The sequence below is a fragment of the Pseudomonas sp. NPDC089569 genome (assembly GCF_050280625.1).
Classification (GTDB): Bacteria; Pseudomonadota; Gammaproteobacteria; order Pseudomonadales; family Pseudomonadaceae; genus Aquipseudomonas.
In genome coordinates this window covers 1-20,346 of record NZ_JBNNVQ010000051.1, presented here as the reverse complement: position 1 = coordinate 20,346, position 20,346 = coordinate 1, and the positions used below count along the sequence as shown (strand labels likewise).

At 62.0% G+C, this 20,346-nt stretch carries 16 protein-coding genes and 2 pseudogenes; 13 read left to right on the top strand and 5 right to left on the bottom strand.

Going from position 1 to position 20,346, the window contains the following annotated elements:
* Positions 1–123 precede the first annotated feature (123 nt).
* From ACQKP2_RS19345 to edd, 4 genes are all read right to left on the bottom strand, one after another.
* Positions 124–1,593, bottom strand: coding sequence for an ATP-binding protein (locus ACQKP2_RS19345; protein ID WP_427578679.1), 1,470 nt, complete (start codon positions 1,591–1,593; stop codon positions 124–126).
* Complete coding sequence (locus ACQKP2_RS19340) at positions 1,583–2,314, bottom strand: response regulator (RefSeq protein ID WP_427578678.1); 732 nt, start codon at positions 2,312–2,314, stop codon at positions 1,583–1,585. Before ACQKP2_RS19340 ends, ACQKP2_RS19345 begins: the two co-directional genes overlap by 11 nt.
* A 174-nt stretch (positions 2,315–2,488) precedes the next feature.
* Positions 2,489–3,439 (bottom strand): glucokinase, encoded by a 951-nt coding sequence (locus tag ACQKP2_RS19335; protein WP_427578676.1) that lies wholly within the window; start codon positions 3,437–3,439, stop codon positions 2,489–2,491.
* Complete coding sequence (gene edd, locus ACQKP2_RS19330; RefSeq protein WP_427578674.1) at positions 3,436–5,262, bottom strand: phosphogluconate dehydratase; 1,827 nt, start codon at positions 5,260–5,262, stop codon at positions 3,436–3,438. Before edd ends, ACQKP2_RS19335 begins: the two co-directional genes overlap by 4 nt.
* A gap of 220 nt (positions 5,263–5,482) precedes the next feature.
* On the opposite strand from edd, the gene gap reads away from it, so the two are divergent.
* The 10 genes and pseudogenes from gap to ACQKP2_RS19280 all read left to right on the top strand — a co-directional run bounded on the left by gap (position 5,483) and on the right by ACQKP2_RS19280 (position 16,586).
* Positions 5,483–6,484 (top strand): type I glyceraldehyde-3-phosphate dehydrogenase, encoded by a 1,002-nt coding sequence (gene gap, locus ACQKP2_RS19325; RefSeq protein WP_427578673.1) that lies wholly within the window; start codon positions 5,483–5,485, stop codon positions 6,482–6,484.
* A 159-nt stretch (positions 6,485–6,643) separates the two neighbouring features.
* The gene (locus ACQKP2_RS19320) at positions 6,644–7,108 is read left to right on the top strand and encodes a methylglyoxal synthase (RefSeq protein WP_427578671.1); all 465 of its coding nucleotides are present in this window, start codon (positions 6,644–6,646) and stop codon (positions 7,106–7,108) included.
* A gap of 78 nt (positions 7,109–7,186) precedes the next feature.
* Positions 7,187–7,705: an RNA polymerase sigma factor gene (locus ACQKP2_RS19315; protein WP_427578668.1), complete on the top strand. Its 519-nt coding sequence runs from the start codon at positions 7,187–7,189 to the stop codon at positions 7,703–7,705.
* A gap of 102 nt (positions 7,706–7,807) precedes the next feature.
* On the top strand, positions 7,808–8,773 hold the full coding sequence (locus tag ACQKP2_RS19310; protein ID WP_427578666.1) for a FecR family protein: 966 nt from the start codon (positions 7,808–7,810) through the stop codon (positions 8,771–8,773).
* Positions 8,774–8,908: 135 nt separating this feature from the next.
* A complete protein-coding gene (locus ACQKP2_RS19305; RefSeq protein ID WP_427578664.1) occupies positions 8,909–11,497 on the top strand; it encodes a TonB-dependent receptor in 2,589 nt (862 codons plus the stop codon).
* 113 nt (positions 11,498–11,610) lie between these two features.
* Positions 11,611–12,213 carry a biliverdin-producing heme oxygenase gene (locus ACQKP2_RS19300; RefSeq protein ID WP_427578663.1) on the top strand — a complete coding sequence of 201 codons (603 nt, stop codon included), beginning with the start codon at positions 11,611–11,613 and terminating at the stop codon, positions 12,211–12,213.
* 140 nt (positions 12,214–12,353) lie between these two features.
* A pseudogene (locus ACQKP2_RS19295) lies at positions 12,354–12,725 on the top strand (YbaN family protein); the annotation flags it as partial.
* 218 nt (positions 12,726–12,943) lie between these two features.
* Positions 12,944–14,176: pseudogene (locus ACQKP2_RS19290) on the top strand (chemotaxis protein); the annotation flags it as partial.
* A 150-nt stretch (positions 14,177–14,326) separates the two neighbouring features.
* On the top strand, positions 14,327–15,082 hold the full coding sequence (locus ACQKP2_RS19285) for a methyl-accepting chemotaxis protein (protein WP_427578701.1): 756 nt from the start codon (positions 14,327–14,329) through the stop codon (positions 15,080–15,082).
* A gap of 154 nt (positions 15,083–15,236) precedes the next feature.
* Positions 15,237–16,586 (top strand): CoA transferase, encoded by a 1,350-nt coding sequence (locus ACQKP2_RS19280; protein ID WP_427578661.1) that lies wholly within the window; start codon positions 15,237–15,239, stop codon positions 16,584–16,586.
* Positions 16,587–16,692: 106 nt separating this feature from the next.
* Here ACQKP2_RS19280 and ACQKP2_RS19275 read toward each other — a convergent pair whose 3' ends face one another.
* Positions 16,693–17,556, bottom strand: coding sequence for a DNA-3-methyladenine glycosylase family protein (locus ACQKP2_RS19275; protein WP_427578660.1), 864 nt, complete (start codon positions 17,554–17,556; stop codon positions 16,693–16,695).
* Between the two features lie 237 nt (positions 17,557–17,793).
* On the opposite strand from ACQKP2_RS19275, the gene ACQKP2_RS19270 reads away from it, so the two are divergent.
* From ACQKP2_RS19270 to ACQKP2_RS19260, 3 genes are all read left to right on the top strand, one after another.
* Positions 17,794–19,302: a sigma-54-dependent transcriptional regulator gene (locus ACQKP2_RS19270; RefSeq protein ID WP_427578658.1), complete on the top strand. Its 1,509-nt coding sequence runs from the start codon at positions 17,794–17,796 to the stop codon at positions 19,300–19,302.
* 423 nt (positions 19,303–19,725) lie between these two features.
* Positions 19,726–20,100, top strand: coding sequence for a glycine cleavage system protein GcvH (gcvH, locus tag ACQKP2_RS19265; RefSeq protein ID WP_427578657.1), 375 nt, complete (start codon positions 19,726–19,728; stop codon positions 20,098–20,100).
* 11 nt (positions 20,101–20,111) lie between these two features.
* The coding region (locus tag ACQKP2_RS19260) for a hypothetical protein (RefSeq protein WP_427578655.1) at positions 20,112–20,346 on the top strand (235 nt) is incomplete at its 3' end.

Sequence of the window (20,346 nt, the reverse complement as noted above, 5' to 3'; positions counted from 1 at the left end):
ATGTTCCGGCGCCATCGCGAGCAGGCTCGCTCCCACAGTGATGGGCGGTGTTCAAAAAAGTTGTGGTCGACTCAAAAACCTGTGGGAGCGAGCCTGCTCGCGATGAACGATAACGCGGTCTGACTAATCCACACTGCGGGGTAACTGAAGCGTCACCCGCAACCCGCCTTCGCGCAGGTTCTGCAAGCTAACCTCGCCGCCATGGCTATGGGCGATGTTGCGTGCGATGCCCAGGCCCAGACCGTAACCCTGCTGCTGCCCGGCCAGCCGGAAGTGCGGTTCGAACACCTGCTCCAGGCGCTGTTCGGGTACGCCCGGCCCTTCGTCGTCGACGTGCAGGACAAACGCGCTCTGGTCGTCATCGATGTACAAATGCGCGTTCTGCCCATATTTCAGCGCATTGTCGATCAGGTTGCCGATGCAACGCTTGAGCGCCAGCGGTTTACCCGGATAGGCCGCCAATGCCCGTCCCTGCTGAGTCACGCGGCCGTTGCCATGGGGTGCCAGGTAAGGTTCCACCAGGCAGTCGAGCACGTGATTGAGATCGACCTGCTCGATGTTTTCATGGATGTCGGTGTCTTTCACACATTGCAGTGCGCCTTTGACCAACAGCTCCAGTTCGTCCAGATCGCGGCCGAACTTGGCTTGCAGTTGTTCGTCCTCAAGCAATTCGACCCGCAGCCGCAGCCGGGTGATGGGCGTGCGCAAGTCATGGGAAATCGCACTGAACAATTGGCTGCGCTCGGTCAGGTAGCGGCTGATGCGTTCGCGCATGGTATTGAAGGCACGGCCCACTTCGACCACTTCACTGCCACCGCCCTCGGCCACCGGTTCGACATCGGCCCCCAGCGACAGCTCCCGCGCCGCCCGCGCCAGGCGCTTGAGCGGCCGGCTCTGCCAATGCACCAACACACCAATGAACAACAGCAGAAAGCCGCTGGTGAGAATGATGAACCACACCTGTTGCGCCGGAAGTCCCTGCTCCTCAAGGCTGGTGTAGGGCTCGGGCAACAGCGAGGCGATGTACAACCATTCGCCCGGCGCCATCTGGATCTGGGTGACCAGTACCGGCGGGTTGATCGGCTCCAGCGTCAGCGCGAAATGCGCCCAGGAGCGTGGCAACTCATCGAGTTTCAGTCCGCCATTGAAGATCCGCAAATCATCGGGACTGACGAAGGACACCGAGATATCGGTGTCCTGCCCCAGCGACTGACGCAGCACTTCATCCACCGCTTTCATCACCGCGGCCTTGCGCGGTGTGGTCGGCAGCACGTCCATGCCCAGCGGTTTGTCGTTGAGCGTCACCACGAACCGGGTGCCGCCCATGCTGCGCAACTGGTCGAGCACCAGCGGCCGGTAGGCCACGGGCAATGAGCGCAGGTAACTGACGCTGGCGGTCATCGAATGGGCAAGGCTGCGGGCACTGGTGACCAGGCCCTCAAGTTGGCTGGCGCGCAATTGCGACACCCAGATCACGCTCGACAGTGCCTGGGCGAACAGCACCGCCAACAGGGTCAGCAGCAACATGCGCCCCAGCAGCGAGCGCGGCACCGGCACACGACGGGCCAGTTTGCGCAGCGATTCAGTGACCATTGCTGACGATCACATTGGCTGCCAATTGGTAGCCACTGCCCCGCACGGTGCGAATCAGCCGTGGGGGTTTTTCCGTGTCGCGCAAACGCTGGCGCAAGCGACTGACCGCCATGTCGACGATGCGGTCGAGCGGCATCAAGTCACGGCCACGGGTGGCGTTGCCGATGGTGTCGCGGTCAAGAATTTCCTGGGGGTGATCGAGGAACAGTTTCAGCAGGGCGAAATCGGCGCCAGACAGAATCACCTCTTCGCCGTCGATGTGGAACAGCCGGTGGCTGACCATGTCCAGTCGCCAGTCATCGAAGGTCAGCACTTCACTGCCGGAGCGCTCCTGGCCGAATTGCGCCCGGCGCAGCAGGGCCTTGATACGCGCCTGCAATTCGCGTGGGCTGAAAGGCTTGCCCAGGTAATCGTCGGCGCCCAGCTCCAGGCCAATGACCCGGTCGGCCTCGTCGGAACTGGCGGTGAGCATGATGATCGGCACCTGGCCTCGCCGCGGGTGCTGGCGAATCCAGCGGCACAGACTGAAACCGTCCTCGTCCGGCAGCATCACATCAAGGATCACCAGGTCGCTGGGGGCATCGTTCAGCGCCTGGCGAAACCCGGCGCCATCGGGCGTGGTGCGCACCTGGAACCCGGCGCGGGTCAGGTAGGTGTCCAGCAACTCGCGAATCTCTTGATCGTCATCGACCAACAATATCGACTTGTTGACTGAGCTCACGGGCGGCGTCCTTGTTGTTTGAATTGGGGCCGATTATGCCTTATCGAACAGGGATCTATGTTGTCTGTTCCTGCCCCTTCGCGGGCAAGCCTCGCTCCTACAGGATTTATGTCCGACGCAAAAACACCGCACCCTGTAGGAGCGAGGCTTGCCCGCGAAGAGCACGACTCGGTCTCAAGCCTGATCGAGCGCTACACCTGCACCGACCAACCCCGAATACGGCGCCGTCACCAGCCACACCGGAATCCCCTTGAAGTAATCGCTCATGCAGCCCTTGTCGGCAAAGCAGCGGGCGAAGCCGCTTTGCAGGAAGAAATCGGCAAAGCGCGGAATCACCCCGCCAACAATGTACACGCCTCCGCGCGCCCCTGTGGTCAGCACATTGTTGCCTGCCACGCGCCCGAGCCAGCAGCTGAACTGCTCAAGCACTTCCACCGCAATCGGGTCGCCGGCCAGTCCGGCAGCGGTAATGGCTTCCGGTGTTTCGAGCACAGGCGTGTGGCCGTCCACTGCGCAGATCGCGCGATAGACGCGCGGCAAGCCGCCGCCGCTCAACGCCGTTTCCGCACTGACATGGCCGATCTCATTGAAGATGTGCTGCCACAACTGGGTTTCCCGTGGGCTACTCAAGGGCAAGTCGACATGACCGCCCTCCCCTGGCAGCGCGGCAAAACGCCCGTCACCCAGATCGAGCAACGTGCCGACGCCCAACCCCGTCCCCGGGCCGATCACCACCGCCGGGCGCAGCGGCTCCGGCGTACCTTCACAGACCACGCGAAACTCGCCCGGCTGCAAGCGGGTCATGCCCAGGGCCATGGCCGAGAAATCGTTGACCAACAGCAACCGATCCACCTGCAAGGTCCGGCAGAACCCCTTGCGGCTCAGACGCCAGTGGTTGTTGGTGAATTTGAATTCGTCGCCGCTGACGGGGCCGGCCACCGACAGGCATACCGAACCGATCGAGCCCGGCGCCAGGTCCAGCCCGCTCAGGTAGAGGCTGATCGCCTCTTCGGGGCTGGCATGGTCGGCCGTTGCCAGCACCCGGACCGATTCCAGCTGCTGGTTTTTCCACAACGCGAACCGTGCGTTGGTCCCACCGATGTCACCGACCAGGGCCAGTTTCAATTAAGCGTCTCCAGGGCAGAAGTAAAGGCGCTGGCGCCCTGCTCCGCCGAGCTGAAGGCCATGCGCATGAAGCCGAACAGCTCGCGACCGGTGCCGATGTTGTTATCCAACAGGCCCTTGGCCGGCGTGCGCGCTGCGAATTCTGCGGCGTCCACCTTGAGTTCCAGGGTGCCTTTGACGCCATCGACGCGGATGATATCGCCCTCTTGCACCCGCGCCAAAGCGCCGCCCACATAAGCTTCGGGGCTGACGTGAATGGCCGCCGGGATTTTCCCCGACGCACCGGACATGCGCCCGTCGGTCACCAGTGCCACTTTGAAACCGCGATCCTGCAGCACACCCAGGAATGGCGTCATCTTGTGCAGCTCCGGCATGCCGTTGGAACGCGGGCCCTGGAAGCGCATCACCGCGACGAAATCCTTCTCCAGCAACCCGGACTTGAACGCATCGGCCAGGTCCTGCTGGTCCTGGAACACCATGGCCGGCGCTTCGACGATCTGGTTTTCCAGCGCCACCGCCGACACCTTCATCACGCCGCGACCGAGATTGCCTTCCATCACCCGCAGGCCACCTTCCGGGGAAAACGCGCGGGCGACCGGACGCAGGATGGTTTCATCGAGGCTCTCGGTCACGCCCTCGCGCCACACCAGTTCGCCGTTATCGAGGAACGGCTCCTGGGTGTAGCGGCGCAAGCCATGGCCGAGCACCGTGTTGACGTCTTCGTGCAACAGGCCCGCGTCGAGCAGTTCGCGGATCAGGAACGACATGCCGCCAGCGGCCTGGAAGTGGTTGATGTCGGCCTTGCCGTTCGGGTAGACGTGGCTCAGGGTCGGCACCACTTCGGAGAGGTCCGCCATGTCTTGCCAGGTCAGCTGGATGCCGGCCGCCATGGCGATGGCCGGCATGTGCAGGGTGTGGTTGGTCGAACCGCCCGTGGCATTCAGGGCGACGATGGAGTTGACCAGCGAACGCTCGTCGACGATTTCGCCGATCGGCATGTAGCTGCCGTTCTGTTTGGTCAGGCGCGTCACCTGATGGGCCGCCTCGCGGGTCAGCGCATCGCGCAACGGCGTGTTCGGGTTGACGAAGGACGCGCCCGGCAAGTGCAGGCCCATGACTTCCATCAGCAACTGGTTGGTGTTGGCGGTGCCGTAGAAGGTGCAGGTGCCGGGGCTGTGGTAGGACTTCATCTCCGATTCCAGCAGCTCTTCGCGGGTCGCCTTGCCTTCGGCGTACTTCTGGCGCACGTCGGCTTTCTGCTTGTTGGAAATACCCGACACCATCGGCCCGCCCGGTACGAAGATCATCGGCAGATGACCGAAGCGCAACGCCCCCATCATCAGGCCCGGGACGATCTTGTCGCAGATGCCCAGCATCAGCGCGCCATCGAACATGTTGTGGGACAACGCCACGGCGGTGGACATCGCGATCACTTCACGACTGGGCAGACTCAGCTCCATGCCCGGTTCGCCCTGGGTCACGCCATCGCACATGGCCGGCGTGCCGCCGGCGAACTGGCCGACCGAGCCGATTTCGCGCAGGGCTTTTTTGATCAGTTCCGGAAAGACTTCGTACGGCTGGTGCGCCGACAGCATGTCGTTATATGACGAAACAATTGCAATGTTCGCAGCGTTCATCATCCGCAAGCTGTTCTTGTCGCCGCTGCCGCAGCCGGCCACGCCATGGGCGAAGTTGGCGCATTGCAGCTTGCCGCGCATCGGACCGTCGCTGGCCGCACCGCGAATCAATGCAAGGTAAGCCTGACGCGTGGCGCGGCTGCGGGCGATAAGCCGTTCGGTGACCTCAAGGACGCGGGGATGCATGTGTAGAACTCCAGGCTAACGGATGTGGCGACCTGATTGTCTATGCTGATCAAGAGCCGGTGTCGAAGCAATGACAGACGGCTTTGTTGACCCACTGGACCAGTTGATTCAGGTCACTCGTTGTAGATTGAACAAAATATTGCCATTAAAAAGGCTTGTTTTCTATTTTTTTGCGAATAATCTTGTAATTCCAACAACAAAACGACGGTGGCGCTGACATATGACTCTTCGAATCGCAATCAATGGTTTTGGCCGCATCGGCCGCAACGTTCTGCGCGCACTCTATACCCAAGGCTACCGTCAGGATTTGCAGATCGTCGCCATCAACGATCTGGGCGACAGCGCTATCAACGCTCATCTACTCAAGTACGACACTGTTCACGGCACGTTCGACGCCGATGTCCAACACGACCATGAGAGTCTGACCGTCAATGGTGACCGTATTGCGGTCAGCGCCATTCGCAATCCGGCCGACCTGCCCTGGGCCGCGGAAAAAATTGATGTGGTATTCGAATGCACCGGTCTGTTCACCGACCGGGCCAAAGCCGCCGCGCATGTGACGGCCGGCGCACGCAAAGTGATTATCTCGGCACCGGCCAAGGGCGCCGATGCCACCGTGGTGTACGGGGTCAACCACGACATCCTGCGCCAGTCGCACCAGATCATCTCCAACGCCTCGTGCACCACCAATTGCCTGGCCCCGGTGGCGCAGGTGCTGCATCGCGAACTGGGCATCGAAAGCGGCCTGATGACCACCATCCACGCCTACACAAACGACCAGAACCTGACCGACGTCTACCACAGCGACCCCTACCGCGCCCGCTCCGCCACGCAGAACATGATCCCGAGCAAGACCGGCGCCGCCGAAGCGGTCGGCCTGGTGTTGCCGGAACTGGCGGGCAAGTTGACCGGCATGGCGGTGCGCGTGCCGGTGATCAATGTGTCACTGGTGGACCTGACCGTTCAGTTGAAGAAGGAAGCGAGCGTCGAGGACGTCAACGCGCTACTCAAGCAAGCCAGCCAGCACTCGAAAATCCTTGGCTACAACGCCCAGCCGCTGGTCTCCAGCGACTTCAACCACAACCCGCTGTCGTCAATCTTCGATGCCAACCACACCAAGACCAGCGGCAAGCTGCTCAAGGTGCTGGCCTGGTACGACAACGAGTGGGGCTTCTCCAACCGCATGCTCGATAACTGCCTGGCACTGTGCAACGCCGAGTAAAACCGCGATTGCCCTCCCCCCTACTTGTAGGAGCCAGGCTTGCCGGCGAAGACGTCCTTGAAATCGTGCAATATTCAACGGCCCCTTCGCCGGCAAGCCTGGCTCCTACAAAACATCAAACGCCAAACGCCAAACACCCTGTTATCGGAGCCATACGCAATGATCGGCATCAGCTTCACGCAACGGGACATGGCGGCGCGCAAGCGAATCGCCCTGGTCGCCCATGACCACTGCAAAGTGTTTTTGCTGGAGTGGGCCGCACGCCAGAAAGAACGGCTCGCCCAACACGAACTGGTGGCCACCGGCACCACGGGACTGATGCTGCAACAACGCCTCGACCTGCCCGTGGAAAGCATGATCAGCGGACCGCTGGGCGGTGACCAGCAACTCGGTGCACGCATCGCCGAGCAGCGGGTCGACATGCTGGTGTTCTTCTGGGACCCGTTCGAACCGCAGCCACATGACCCGGATATCAAGGCATTGCTGCGGGTCACGGCAGTCTGGAACATCCCGGTCGCGTGCAACGAATGCAGTGCCGATTACCTGCTCAGCAGCCCGTTGATGGACCAGGCACACACGCACCGGATTCCGGATTACGCGACCTATTTGCAAGGTCGCGCGTGACCTGCGCAAAAATCAAAGCTTGACCACTCTAGTGGATGATAAGCATTATCATTCGCTCGAAATGGATCAGGACCTCCCGTGAGTCAATCGCGCTTCAACGACGTCTTCATCACCCAGCGAGTCTCTTTGTTGCGCACGCTGGAGCGGATGGTCAACAACCACAGCACCGCCGAAGACCTGCTGCAGGAAACCTACCTGCGCGTAACCCGTGCACTTGGCGATCGGGCCATCGATCACCTTGAGCCCTTTGTCTTCCAGACTGCGCGCAACCTGGCACTGGACCATTTGCGCGCGCGGCGCATTCACTCGCGCACCATGGTCGACGATGTGCCGGTGGACGTCGTGGAAAGCGTCGCCGCCCCTGCCAGCAATGCCGAGGACGCCGCCCATGCCGAACAACTGCTCGAGCGTTTGAACGTGCGCCTCAGTCAACTCAGCCCTCGCCAGCAACGGATTTTCATCCTCAGCCGCCTGCACGGTCACAGTTACCTGGAGATTGCCGAAGAACTCGGCGTGTCGCTCAGCACCGTACAAAAAGAACTGAAACTGATCATGACGATCTGCATCGGCGTCGCCGAGCGAGACGACGGCCGCTGAGTCGTCCGTGGCTCGACGGCCTTGTTCATCAGGGCTACCCTTGCCCCTCTTTTGCGCTTGACTGAAAAAACAGCCGTGCACAGACACTGCCGAGGAAACACCGTGACGGACACCCACCGCTCCCCTTCGCCCTCTGCGGCGCAGGCCAATGCAGATGCGATGGACCAGGCCCTGGACTGGCTGATCGTGCTGGACAGCCCGAGCGAAGAACAGACCCGCCTGTTTCACGAATGGCTGGCGGCCGACCCGGCGCATGCCGAGGCGTTCGCCAGGGCCCAGGCGATCTGGAATGGAGCGCAAGTCACACAGTGCGCGCAACACCTGGCGTCGCAGCCTGCCAAAGTCACTGTGCTGTCACGCCTGCGCCCGCACTGGAAACCGCTGGCCACTGCTGCCGTGCTGATCCTCGGCCTGTTCAGCTTCAGCGATCTGCCGCTGCGCCTGCGGGCCGATCACCTGACCGTCGTCGGTGAGCGCCAGCGTCTGCAACTGGAAGACGGTTCGAAGGTTCTGCTCAATACCAATTCGGCGTTTTCCAGCACCATCAATGATCAGCAACGCGTGGCGCGCCTGTACCAGGGTGAGGCGTTTTTCGAGGTGCCGCCCCATCGCGGGCAGGCGCTGGAAATCGATGCCGGGCCGGTCACCGCCAGCGTCCGCGATACCGCATTCGCCGTGCGTTACCTCGATGGTGTGACGCAGGTTCGCGTGCAACGCGGTGATGTCGACTTGCGTGCCACCGGCGACGACGCGCGGATCAGGCTGACCGCCGGGGAAAGTATTCGCATAGGTCCCAACGGTTTCGACCGCCCGGCCAAACTCGATGCCGCCACGGACCTGGCCTGGGTCCAGGGTCGACTGGTTTTCGAGAACTGCCCGCTGGGCCAGGTGCTGGCCGAACTTCGCCGCTACTATCCGGGCTGGATCATCAACAACAACGAGCAGTTGGCGAACATCGCCGTCACCGGAAACTACCGGCTCGATCAACCCCTCGACGTGGTCCGTTCGCTGGCCCACATCACGTCGGCGCAACTCAAGGAATACCCCGCGCTGGTCATCCTGAACTAGGCAGAATTCTCAAATGAGAATTATTTTTACTCGATAGCCGAACCTCGTACGTCTCGTTATAGCCAATGCAATTGATTCGCATCTTTGAATGCCAATCAGCACCTATAAAGATTCGTGCGACACGGAGCGCTATCGATGTCCTCTCGCCTTACCCGCCAGTCCTCTTCACCTTCTCGCGTGCTGTCGCTGTTGACCGCCGCCATCCTGATGGCCGGCACAGCGCCGGTCATGGCCGCCACGAGCGAACAGCCCAGCCGCAACATGGGCGACTATTCGTTCGCCATCGCGCCGCAACCGCTGGTCTCGGCACTCAATGCCTTTACCGCGGTGACAGGCTGGCAGGTGGGTTTGCCGGCGCAATTGGCCGAAGGTGTGACGTCGCCGGGCGTGCGCGGGTCGCTGCCACCGGAAAAAGCCCTGGAGCGCCTGTTGGTGGGGACCAACCTGGGCTATCGCAAACTGGGCAGCAACAACATCGTGCTGGAACCACGCAGCAGCGCCGGCACCCTCAACCTGCAACAGGTGACCATCAGCGCCACCCGTAACGAGCAGGATGTCAGCAGCGTGCCCAGCACGGTCACCGTTCACACCCGCGAAGAGCTGGACCGCAACAACGTCAACACCATCAAGGACCTGGTGCGCTACGAGCCGGGCGTTTCGGTTGGTGGTGCCGGCACGCGGGGCGGGATCAGCGGCTACAACATCCGCGGCATCGACGGTGATCGCGTGCTGACGCAGATCGATGGCGTCGAAATCCCCAACGGCTTCTTCAACGGTCCTTACGCCAAGACCCAGCGCAACTACGTCGACCCGGAGATCGTCAAGCGCGTCGAGATCCTTCGCGGTCCGGCATCCGTGCTGTACGGCAGCAATGCCATCGGTGGCGCGGTGAGCTATTTCACCCTCGACCCGGACGACATCATCAAGCCCGGCCAGGACGTCGGCGCGCGCCTCAAGACCGGCTACAGCTCCGCCGACGAGAGCTGGCTCAAGTCCGCCACCGTGGCCGGTCGCGCCGATCAGTTCGACGGCCTGTTGCACTACAGCCAGCGCGACGGTCATGAAACCGAATCCTACGACAGCAACAACAGCACCGGCCTGACCCGCACTGCCGCCAACCCGGAAGACGTGCGCGCCACCAACGTGCTGGCCAAGGTCGGCTGGGATTACAAGGACGACGCACGCCTGGGCCTGGTCTACGAGAAGTACAAGGACGATCGCGACACCGATCAGAAGAGCGCCTATGGCGGACCTTACTTTGCTGGCGCGCCGACCATTCCCGCCAGCGTGCTGCCCGGCGGCATGTACCAGTCGCGCACCGGTAACGACACCATTACCCGTGAACGCTTCGGACTGGAGCACAGCTTCGCCCTCGACAGCCTGCTGGTGGATAACGTCAAGTGGAGCCTCAATCACCAGATCGCCAAGACCGATCAGAGCACCGACGAGGTCTACTTCCCGATCACCCGCAAGGTCTTGCGGACCCGCGATACGATCTACGAAGAAAAGCAGTGGGTGTTCGACGCCCAACTGGACAAGGCCTTCAGCATTGCCGACACCGAGCACCTGCTGACCTACGGCACCACCATCAAGCAGCAGAAAGTCACCGGCTCGCGTAGCGGCAATGGCACCTGCCTGGCGGTCGGTCGCGGCTGCACCGCCATCGGCGCCATCAGCAGCGCCGACGTATTGAAGAAATCCTCGGACTTCCCGGACCCGACCATCAATACCTACAGCCTGTTCGCCCAGGATCAGATCAGCTGGGACAAGTGGACCTTCCTGCCGGGCCTGCGCTACGACTACACCCAACTCAAGCCAGACATCACCCAGGAATTTCTCAACACGGTGTCCGCCGATGGTCGCGGCACTGTCAGTGACGACGACAAGACCTGGCACCGCGTCTCGCCCAAGTTCGGCCTGACCTATGCCCTGACCGATGAATACACCTGGTACGGCCAGTACGCCGAAGGTTTCCGCACGCCGACCGCCAAGGCACTGTACGGGCGCTTCGATAACACCGCGGCCGGCTACCGCGTGGAACCCAACCCGAACCTGGAGCCGGAAACCAGCAAAAGCTACGAGACCGGCCTGCGCGGCAATTTCGAGCACGGCTCCTTCGATGTGGCGGTGTTCTATAACAAGTACCGCGACTTCATTAATGAAGATGCCGTCACCCCCGGCTATGACGAACCGACCTTCCAGAGCGCCAACATCAAGCACGCCACCATCAAGGGTGCGGAGGTTAAAGGTCGGCTGAATCTGGATGCCTTCGGCGCACCTGAAGGGCTCTACACCCAGGGCTCGGTGGCCTATGCCTGGGGTCGCAACGACGACACGGGCGAGCCGCTCAACAGTGTGAACCCGATGACCGGCGTGTTCGGCCTCGGCTACGACCAGGAAAACTACGGCGGCCTGCTCAGCTGGACCCTGGTCAAGCGCAAGGATCGTGTCGACGACACTAATTTCAAATCGCCGGACGGTGTCAGCAGCCAGTTCAAGACGCCGGGCTTCGGCATCCTGGATCTGAGCGCCTACTACAAGGTGACGGACGACGTGACCGTCAGCGGTGGCGTCTACAACCTGACCGACAAGAAGTACTGGCTGTGGGACGACGTGCGCGGCTACGACAGTGTCGGCGAAGCCTCGGTGACGCAACCGGCGAACCTTGACCGACTGACTCAGCCGGGACGCAATTTCGCGGTCAACCTGATCTGGGACATCTGAGCCCCAGTCACCTCGCCGCACGATGAACGGAGGTCGTGCGGCGAGTTTTTTTACTGTCAGGCGCCCTCTCGTTCGTCTCGTTACCAGACGCTTCTCTTTCTCAAGGATTTTTCATGACCACTCAGGACACGACCCAACGTCCGGCCTTGCGCTCGCAACGGCTGAACCAGATCACCCACGAACCCCACAGCAAACTCGACGCGCTGGTCAAAGCCCACGCGCCGTTCGAAACCCGGGCCAGCTTCGCCCGTTTCGTCGTGGCGCAGTACCTGTTCCAGTCGGAACTGGTGGCGCTGTACAACGATGCCGAGCTGACCGCCCTCGTTGCGGACCTGCCCGCTCGCTGCCGCGCCGAGGCGGCCAAGGCCGATCTGGCGGACCTGGACACCGACGTACCGGCACCGGTTGCCGGGGCGGTGAGTCATCCGACTCTGGCTCAGGCATTGGGCTGGCTGTTCGTCTCCGAAGGCTCCAAGCTTGGCGCGGCATTCCTGATCAAGCGTGCGGTGGGCCTGGGCTTGAGCGAAACCTTCGGCGCCCGTCACCTGGGTGAACCGGCCGGTGGCCGCGCCGAAGGCTGGAAACGCTTCGTCAAAACCCTCGACGGGCTTGAGCTGAGCGCAGAACAGGAAGCCGAGCTGGACAAGGGCGCCATCGACGCCTTCAACCGCTTTACCGTGCTGCTGGAACAGGCCTACACCCCGGAAATCGCCTGATCCCCCCCCTCTCCTGTAGGAGCGAGCACGCTCGCGATGGAGGTCCAGACACCGCGGGGTGTCAGGCAGCCAGCGTTATCGTTGGCGTCCATCGCGAGCGTGCTCGCTCCTACAGAGTGTTCCCAATCAAGCCTGAGCCCATGCCTGCTTCTTCCAAACTCGCCCGCCTGCTCTTCGGCCTTTTGGCCTATGTCAGCCTCGGTATCGGCCTGATCGCCATCGTCATCCCCGGCCTGCCCACCACTGAATTCATCCTGCTGGCCGCCTGGGCCGCAACCCGCAGCTCACCGCGCCTGAGTGCCTGGCTGGAACGGCACCGGCTGTTCGGCCCCCTGCTCCGTAACTGGCGCAACGGCAAAATCATCGCGCGCCGGGCCAAGGTCAGTGCAACCGTCAGCATGCTGCTGTGCGCCTCGCTGATGCTGTGGATGCTCAATCATGGCTGGCCGCTCTACCTGACGATTGCCGGTATGGCGCTGGGCAATCTGTGGATCTGGTCTCGCCAGGAAACCCCCGGCGCGAAAAAACTGACTTTCTCGCGACATTCCCCCGTTTTAATACGCTTTTCAGCACATTTTCCCGCGCAAACGTTCAACCGCTACCGTTCGTCTGTTTCCCGCTCATGCATCCCTGTTATAACGCCGATGTGTAATGAATAGCGCTGAATGGATTTGGCGTTTCGCGTCTCCCCGACTCACCGCCAACACTCATTCACTCGCGAGTTCGTCCCATGTTCGACTCACTGTCCATCCGCCTGAAAGTTGTCCTGCTCTCCGGTCTGTGTCTGCTCGGCGTGGTCGCGCTGATCGAGGGCATGAACGTCTACCAGACCAGCCAGAACAATGAGCTGGTCAGCGCCTCCAGCAGCAAGATGCTCACCGACAGCGTGCAGGATCTGCTGCAGGCCAAGGCAGCCGAACAGGCCGTGCGGGTGCAGAAGACGTTCGGCGAGACCTTCACGGTGGTGACCGCCCTGAGCGATCAGATCAAGGACATGCGCAACATGGCCGCCAAACGCTCCCTGGAGCCCGGTGCCCTGCGTGAAGAGCTGAACCAGAGCCTGAAAACCGCTTTCGAGCGCAACAGCAAAGTGCTGGGGATCTGGCTGGCGTTCGAACCCAATGGCCTGGACGGCAAGGACAGCGAGTTCGTCAATGACGCGGCCCGCCAGTCCAACGAGATTGGTCGCTTCGCCACGTACTGGAGCCGCGCCGGTGGGGATGCGCTGAACACGATCATGGTCGAAGAGGACATGACCAAGACCACCCTGAATCTCAGCGGCACGCCCTACAACGTCTGGTACACCTGCCCCCGTGATACCAAACGCACCTGCCTGCTCGACCCCTACGCCGATACCGTGGGCGGCAAGGAAATGTTGATGACCACCATTTCCGTACCGTTGCTGGTCGATGGCAAAGCCATCGGCGTCGTCGGTATCGACATCGCCCTCGACGCCCTGCAAGCAGCCTCCGTCGACTCCCAGCGCGAGTTGTTCAACAGCGCCGGGCACATGCTGATCGTTTCCGGCACTGGCGTGCTCGCCGCTTACAGCGCCGACGCTGGCAAGGTCGGTAAAAAGATTGATGAGACACTCGGCGCGGACGGCAAAGACATCATGCAGTTGCTCGGTGGCAGCGCGTCGAAAGTGCTCCAGCAAGGCGACCTGATCCGTGCGGTTTACCCGGTGAGCCCGATTGCCGATGCCAAGGCCTGGGGCGTGGTGATCGACCTGCCCAAACAGGTTCTGTTGGCCGACTCGGTGAAACTGCAAGGCGTGCTCGACGACGCCCAGCGAACCGGCACGATGCAGGCCGTGGGCGTTGCAATCATTGCCGGCCTGATCGGTCTGCTGCTGATCTGGCTGACCGCTTCAGGCGTCACCCGCCCGATCAACAGCGTGGCCGGAATGCTCAAGGCAATTGCCAGCGGCGACGGCGACCTGACTCAACGCCTGCACTACAGCAAGCAGGATGAACTGGGCGAACTGGTCGGCTGGTTCAACCGCTTCCTCGACAAGTTGCAACCGACCATTGCGCAGATCAAGCAAAGCATCACCGATGCCCGCGGCACCGCCGACCAGTCTTCGGAAATCGCCCGTCAGACCAGTGAAGGCATGCAGGTGCAGTTCCGCGAAATCGACCAGGTCGCCACCGCCTCCAACGAGATGAGCGCGACGGCCCACGATGTCGCCAACAGTGCATCGAACGCGGCCAGTGCCGCCAAGGGCGCCGACCAGTCGGCCCGCGACGGCATGCAGATCATCGAACGCAGCACCCGCGACATCAATCAACTGGCCGATGAAGTCAGCAAGGCCGTGACTGAAGTCGAAGCCCTGGCCGTGAACAGCGAGCAGATCGGCTCGGTACTGGAAGTGATCCGCAGTATTGCCGAACAAACCAACCTGCTGGCGCTCAACGCGGCGATTGAAGCCGCCCGCGCCGGTGAAAGCGGTCGCGGCTTTGCAGTGGTGGCCGATGAAGTGCGCAACCTGGCCAAACGCACCCAGGATTCGGTCGAGGAAATTCGCGTGGTGATCGAACGCATCCAGTCCGGCACCCGTGGCGTGGTGGCCACCATGCATTCGAGCCAGGCCCAGGCCCATGGCAACGCCGGGCAGATCCAGCAGGCGGTTCAGGCGCTGAGCAAAATCAGCGACGCCGTCACCGTCATCAGTGACATGAACCTGCAAATCGCCAGCGCCGCCGAGCAACAGAGCGCCGTGGCCGAAGAGGTCAACCGCAACGTTTCGGCCATCCGTACCGTCACCGAAACCCTGACCGGGCAGGCGACCGAATCGGCGCAGATCAGCAGCCAGCTCAACAACCTGACCACCCAGCAAATGAAGCTGATGGACCAGTTCCGCGTATAAACATCACCACCTGTCTGATCGTTCCCACGCTCCGCGTGGGAATGCAGCCCGGGACGCTCCGCGTCCCAACATCTGACGCAGAGCGTCCGGGGAGGCGTTCCCACGCAGAGCGTGGGAACGATCTATCATGTGGCTCTCTTTCGGAGGGCCTTCGATGACTGATCTACTCACGTCCATTCAAGCCGCACTCGGCTTGCCGCCCACACCTGTAACCTTCACCTCTTCGGGCGCCCTGCCCTCGGCGTTCGCCGTCACCGATCTGGCCTGCGCCAGTATCGCCGTCGCCGGCCAGGCCATCGGCGAGCTGTTGCATCGCCAAACCGGGCACTTGCCCGGCCTTGAAGTCGACCGACGCCTGGCCTCGTTCTGGTTCTCGACCTCCCTGCGTCCGACAGGCTGGAGCGTTCCGCCGCTGTGGGATCCTGTCGCCGGTGACTACGCCGCCAGGGATGGCTGGATTCGCCTTCACACCAATGCACCCCACCACCGCGCCGCAGCCGAATCGGTCCTGGGCACCTGCGCCGACCGTGCCGCGATGGCCAGCAAAGTGGCGCAATGGGCCAGCAGCGATCTGGAGCAGGCGGTGGTCGATGCAGGAGGCTGCGCCGCCGAGATGCGCAGCCTCCAGGAGTGGCAAGCCCACCCGCAAGGCCGCGCGGTGAACGCCGAGCCGCTGGTCCGGTTCACCCACGGCCACGACCTGCCGGGTAAAACATGGCAGGGTTCGGTAGCCCGACCGCTGGCCGGGATCAGGGTGCTGGATTTGACCCGAGTACTGGCCGGTCCCGTCGCCAGTCGCTTTCTCGCCGGCCTTGGCGCCGATGTGTTGCGTATCGATCCACCGAGCTGGAACGAACCGGGCGTGGTGCCGGAAATGACCCTGGGCAAACGCTGTGCGCGCCTGGACTTGCATGACAAGGTCGACCGCGGCGTTTTCGACAACCTGCTCAAGCACGCCGATATCTTGCTGCATGGCTATCGCGCCGATGCGTTGGAGCGCCTGGGTTATGGTTTCGCCGAACGGCAACGACTCGCCCCCGGCCTGATCGATGTTTGCCTCAACGCCTACGGCTGGAGCGGCCCGTGGCAGAACCGCCGGGGCTTCGACAGCCTGGTACAGATGAGTTGCGGCATTGCCGATGCCGGCATGCACTGGAAACACGCGGACAAACCAACGCCGTTACCCGTGCAGGCCCTCGATCACGCCACCGGATACCTGATGGCGGCCAGCGCTATCAAATTGCTGAGCGAACGTTTGAGCAACGGGCAAGGCGGATCGGCGCGATTATCGCTGGCACGCACAGCGAAGTTGCTGATCGAACACGACCCCGGCACCGCAGAGCCATTGCGTCCGGAAGATGCAGGTGATCAGGGTGTGCTGGTCGAGCAGACACCGTGGGGGCCGGCGCATCGGTTGCAGGTGCCAATGAAAATCACCGACACGCCCTTGCAGTGGGTGCTGGGAGCCAGTGAGTTAGGTGCCCATCGCCCGCAGTGGTGGTGACTGTTAAATAGTCATCGCTGGCAAGCCAGCTCCCACAGGGATCGCGTAAAACTGTGGGAGCTGGCTTGCCAGCGATAGGGCCAGAACAAACAACATAGAAAACGGCTCAATCCGACCGACTCAACGAAGTCCAGAGCAACTGCGCCGCATACCCTCGATACGGCCGCCATGCTTCAGCCCTTGCCAGCAGTTGCCGAGCCGTCACCTTCTCCCCCTCAAGCGCCGACAAGGCGTTGATCAAGCCGACATCCCCCGACGGAAACCCATCCATCTCACGCAACTGCCGCAGGGCAATGTATTGCGCCGTCCAGTCGCCGATGCCGTACAACGCCCGCAAGCGCGCCACGCCCTCCGGGCGATCGGGATCGAACAACGCCGGATCATCGAGCAATGCCTGCGCCAGGCCCGACAGTGTACGGCCGCGACTTTTCGGCATCCCCAGTGTCGCCAGATCCACGCCCGCCAACGCCTTGGCCTCGGGAAACACATGGGTCAGGCCACCTCGCGGCGAGGCCAGCGGTGCCCCGTATTGCGCCACCATTTTTCCGGCCAGTTTGATCGCCGCAACCACCGTGATCTGCTGCCCCAGCACCGCACGAATCGCCAATTCCAACCCGTCCCAGGTTCCCGGCACGCGCAAGCCGGGACGCTCGGCAATCAATCGCGCCAGCAGAGGATCAAACGCCAGGTGCCGCTGCAGGGTGCCGAGGTCGGCATCCAGGTCGAACATCCGCCGCACTCGCGCGACGATCTGCGGCACCGCCGTTGGATCGGGATAATCCAGTGTCAATGCCAGTGAGTCCGCCGTCTCGGGCGTGATCGACAAGGTGCCGGGAACACCGTTCAAACCAATGCTGCGCGAATAGACGTCGCCGACCACCTCTTCCATCCCGGCAATCGCCCGCGCCGAAAGAAAGCCGAACATGGCGGGCCAGTCGTAGGGTGGTTGAAATTTCAGCGACAGCTTCATAGAGGCACGCCCTGCAATTGCGATGTGATGGGCAAGTTACCCTAAAACCTGTGGGAGCGAGCCTGCTCGCGATGGCGGAGTGTCATTGAGCATTGATGTCGACTGACACACCATCGCGAGCAGGCTCGCTCCCACAGAGGGGCAACTGTTGCCCGTGACGACTGCGCAGGATTTCACCAAACACCCTCCCCCAAGGCATAATTGCCGCTTTTCGCCCCCAGAACCTGAAACCGCCCCATGCGTATCCACGTCAGCTTTATCGACCGCGTTGGAATCACCCAGGAAGTCCTGGCCCTGCTCGGTGGGCGCAATCTCAATCTGGATGCGGTGGAAATGGTGCCGCCCAACGTTTATATCGATGCCCCGACCCTGAGCCCGCAAGTCCTCGAAGAATTGCGCGACGCCTTGCTCAGCGTGCGTGGGGTGCAGGCGATGACGGTGGTCGACATCCTGCCGGGCCAGCGCCGGCACTTGCAGCTCGACGCGCTGCTCGCGGCCATGACCGACCCGGTGCTGGCACTGGACAGCGACGGCAAGGTGCTGCTGGCCAACCCGGCGCTGATTGCCCTGTACGGCCGTGAGCCGGCCGGTGAAAGCGTTGCCGACCTGTTCGCCGATCCGGCACTGCTCGATGCCCTGCTCGAACAGGGTTTTCGCTTGCCGCTGCGGGAAGTCACGGTCAACGGCCAGACCTTGTTGCTGGACGCCACGCCGATCACCGATGCCGGCGCCCTGTTGACCCTTTATCAACCCAACCGCATCGGCGAACGCCTGTCGGCGCTGCACCATGATCACGCCGAAGGGTTCGATGCGCTGTTGGGCGAATCGCCGGTGATCCGTACGCTCAAGGTCCGCGCGCAACGGGTCGCGGCCCTGGATGCGCCGCTGTTGATCCAGGGTGAAACCGGCACCGGCAAGGAACTGGTGGCCCGCGCCTGCCACGCCATCAGCGCACGACACAACTCACCGTTTCTGGCGTTGAACTGCGCGGCATTGCCGGAAAACCTCGCCGAAAGCGAGCTGTTCGGCTACGCCCCCGGCGCCTTCACCGGCGCACAACGCGGCGGCAAGCCGGGGCTGATGGAGCTGGCCAACCAAGGCACGGTGTTCCTCGACGAAATCGGCGAGATGTCGCCGTACTTGCAGGCCAAGTTGCTGCGTTTTCTCAACGACGGCAGTTTCCGTCGGGTCGGCGGCGATCGCGAAGTGAAGGTCAATGTGCGCATCCTCAGTGCGACCCACCGTGACCTGGAAAAAATGGTCAGCGAAGGTCTGTTCCGTGAAGACCTGTTCTATCGCCTCAACGTCCTGAACGTTGAAGTACCGCCCTTGCGTGAGCGTGGCCAGGACATCCTGCTGCTGGCCCGCTACTTCATGCAGCAGGCGTGCGCACAGATCCAGCGCCCGGTCTGTCGCCTGGCGCCAGGCACTTACCCGGCGCTGCTGGGCAACCACTGGCCGGGCAATGTGCGTCAATTGCAGAACGTCATTTTCCGTGCCGCGGCCATTTGTGAAAGCAGTCTGGTGGATATCGGCGACCTCGATATCGCCGGCACTTCGGTGGCGCGCCAAAACGACCACGATGTCGACAGCCTCGAACAGGCGATGGATGCGTTCGAGAAAGACCTGCTGGAAAAGCTCTACGTCAGCTACCCATCGACCCGCCAGTTGGCCAGCCGCCTGCAAACCTCCCACACCGCAATCGCCCACCGGTTGCGCAAGTACGGCATTCCCAACAAACCCTGAAATATTGCCACTGTGGGAGCGAGCCTGCTCGCGATGGCGGCACTTCCTTCAGCATTGATGTCGACTGAAACACCGCTATCGCGAGCAGGCTCGCTCCCACAGGTCCGGCGTTCGGCCTGGAAACGTGCCAAAAGCGACCTCCACCTGTACTGAAAGCGCTACAGTGGAACGATATCGCTACACACCTTCCTGATCTGCTACCCACAAGGCTTTGATCCCCCAAGGCTTTTTTCTTTGCGCTCGGCTGTAGCGATTTCGCTACAGCCAGAAAAATCCGCTCACCACAGAACATTCATAAGATATTGATTTATATAGATAAATTTATGTTGGCCGTGTTCTTGCTAAGTAACGCCTCATACATCAGGGCATTGCCCAAGCATTCACTAGCGTCCACCAGACGAGTCTGGCCCCTTAGGAGTTTCCATGAGCGAGTTGCGTTTTACCGAAGATCACGAATGGCTGCGCACCGAAGCTGACGGCACTGTCACTGTCGGCATCACCGTTTTCGCGCAGAACGCACTGGGCGACGTGGTTTTCGTACAACTGCCGGAGCTGCAGTCCTACGACAAAGGCGCTGAAGCGGCCACCGTGGAATCGGTAAAAGCGGCCAGCGGCGTCTACATGCCGCTGGACGGTGAAGTACTGGAAGTGAACCCGGCGCTGGACAGCGCTCCGGAGCTGGTCAACGAAGACCCTCTGGGTGAAGGCTGGTTCTTCCGCTTCAAACCTGCCGACGCTGCGGCGGTTGGCCAATTGCTGGATCAAGCCGCTTACGACCGCCTGATCGCCGAAGCCTGAGGAACGCTGACATGACTCAAGTCAATCTGACCACTGCCAACGAATTCATCGCCCGCCACATCGGCCCGCGCGCCGGCGACGAACAAGCCATGCTCAATAGCCTCGGTTTCGATTCCCTCGAAGCCCTGAGCGCCAGCGTCATCCCCGACAGCATCAAGGGCACCAGCGTGCTCGGCCTCGATGACGGCCTGAGCGAAGCCGATGCCCTGGCGCTGATCAAGTCCATCGCCGGCCAGAACCAGCTGT

Coding starts and splice junctions, on each gene's coding strand:
- ACQKP2_RS19345 (WP_427578679.1), bottom strand. CDS start 1,593: ATGGTCACTGAATCGCTGCGCAAACTGGCCCGTCGTGTGCCGGTGCCG.
- edd (WP_427578674.1), bottom strand. CDS start 5,262: ATGCATCCCCGCGTCCTTGAGGTCACCGAACGGCTTATCGCCCGCAGC.
- gap (WP_427578673.1), top strand. CDS start 5,483: ATGACTCTTCGAATCGCAATCAATGGTTTTGGCCGCATCGGCCGCAAC.
- ACQKP2_RS19320 (WP_427578671.1), top strand. CDS start 6,644: ATGATCGGCATCAGCTTCACGCAACGGGACATGGCGGCGCGCAAGCGA.
- ACQKP2_RS19305 (WP_427578664.1), top strand. CDS start 8,909: ATGTCCTCTCGCCTTACCCGCCAGTCCTCTTCACCTTCTCGCGTGCTG.
- ACQKP2_RS19300 (WP_427578663.1), top strand. CDS start 11,611: ATGACCACTCAGGACACGACCCAACGTCCGGCCTTGCGCTCGCAACGG.
- ACQKP2_RS19285 (WP_427578701.1), top strand. CDS start 14,327: ATGCAGGTGCAGTTCCGCGAAATCGACCAGGTCGCCACCGCCTCCAAC.
- ACQKP2_RS19280 (WP_427578661.1), top strand. CDS start 15,237: ATGACTGATCTACTCACGTCCATTCAAGCCGCACTCGGCTTGCCGCCC.
- ACQKP2_RS19275 (WP_427578660.1), bottom strand. CDS start 17,556: ATGAAGCTGTCGCTGAAATTTCAACCACCCTACGACTGGCCCGCCATG.
- ACQKP2_RS19270 (WP_427578658.1), top strand. CDS start 17,794: ATGCGTATCCACGTCAGCTTTATCGACCGCGTTGGAATCACCCAGGAA.
- gcvH (WP_427578657.1), top strand. CDS start 19,726: ATGAGCGAGTTGCGTTTTACCGAAGATCACGAATGGCTGCGCACCGAA.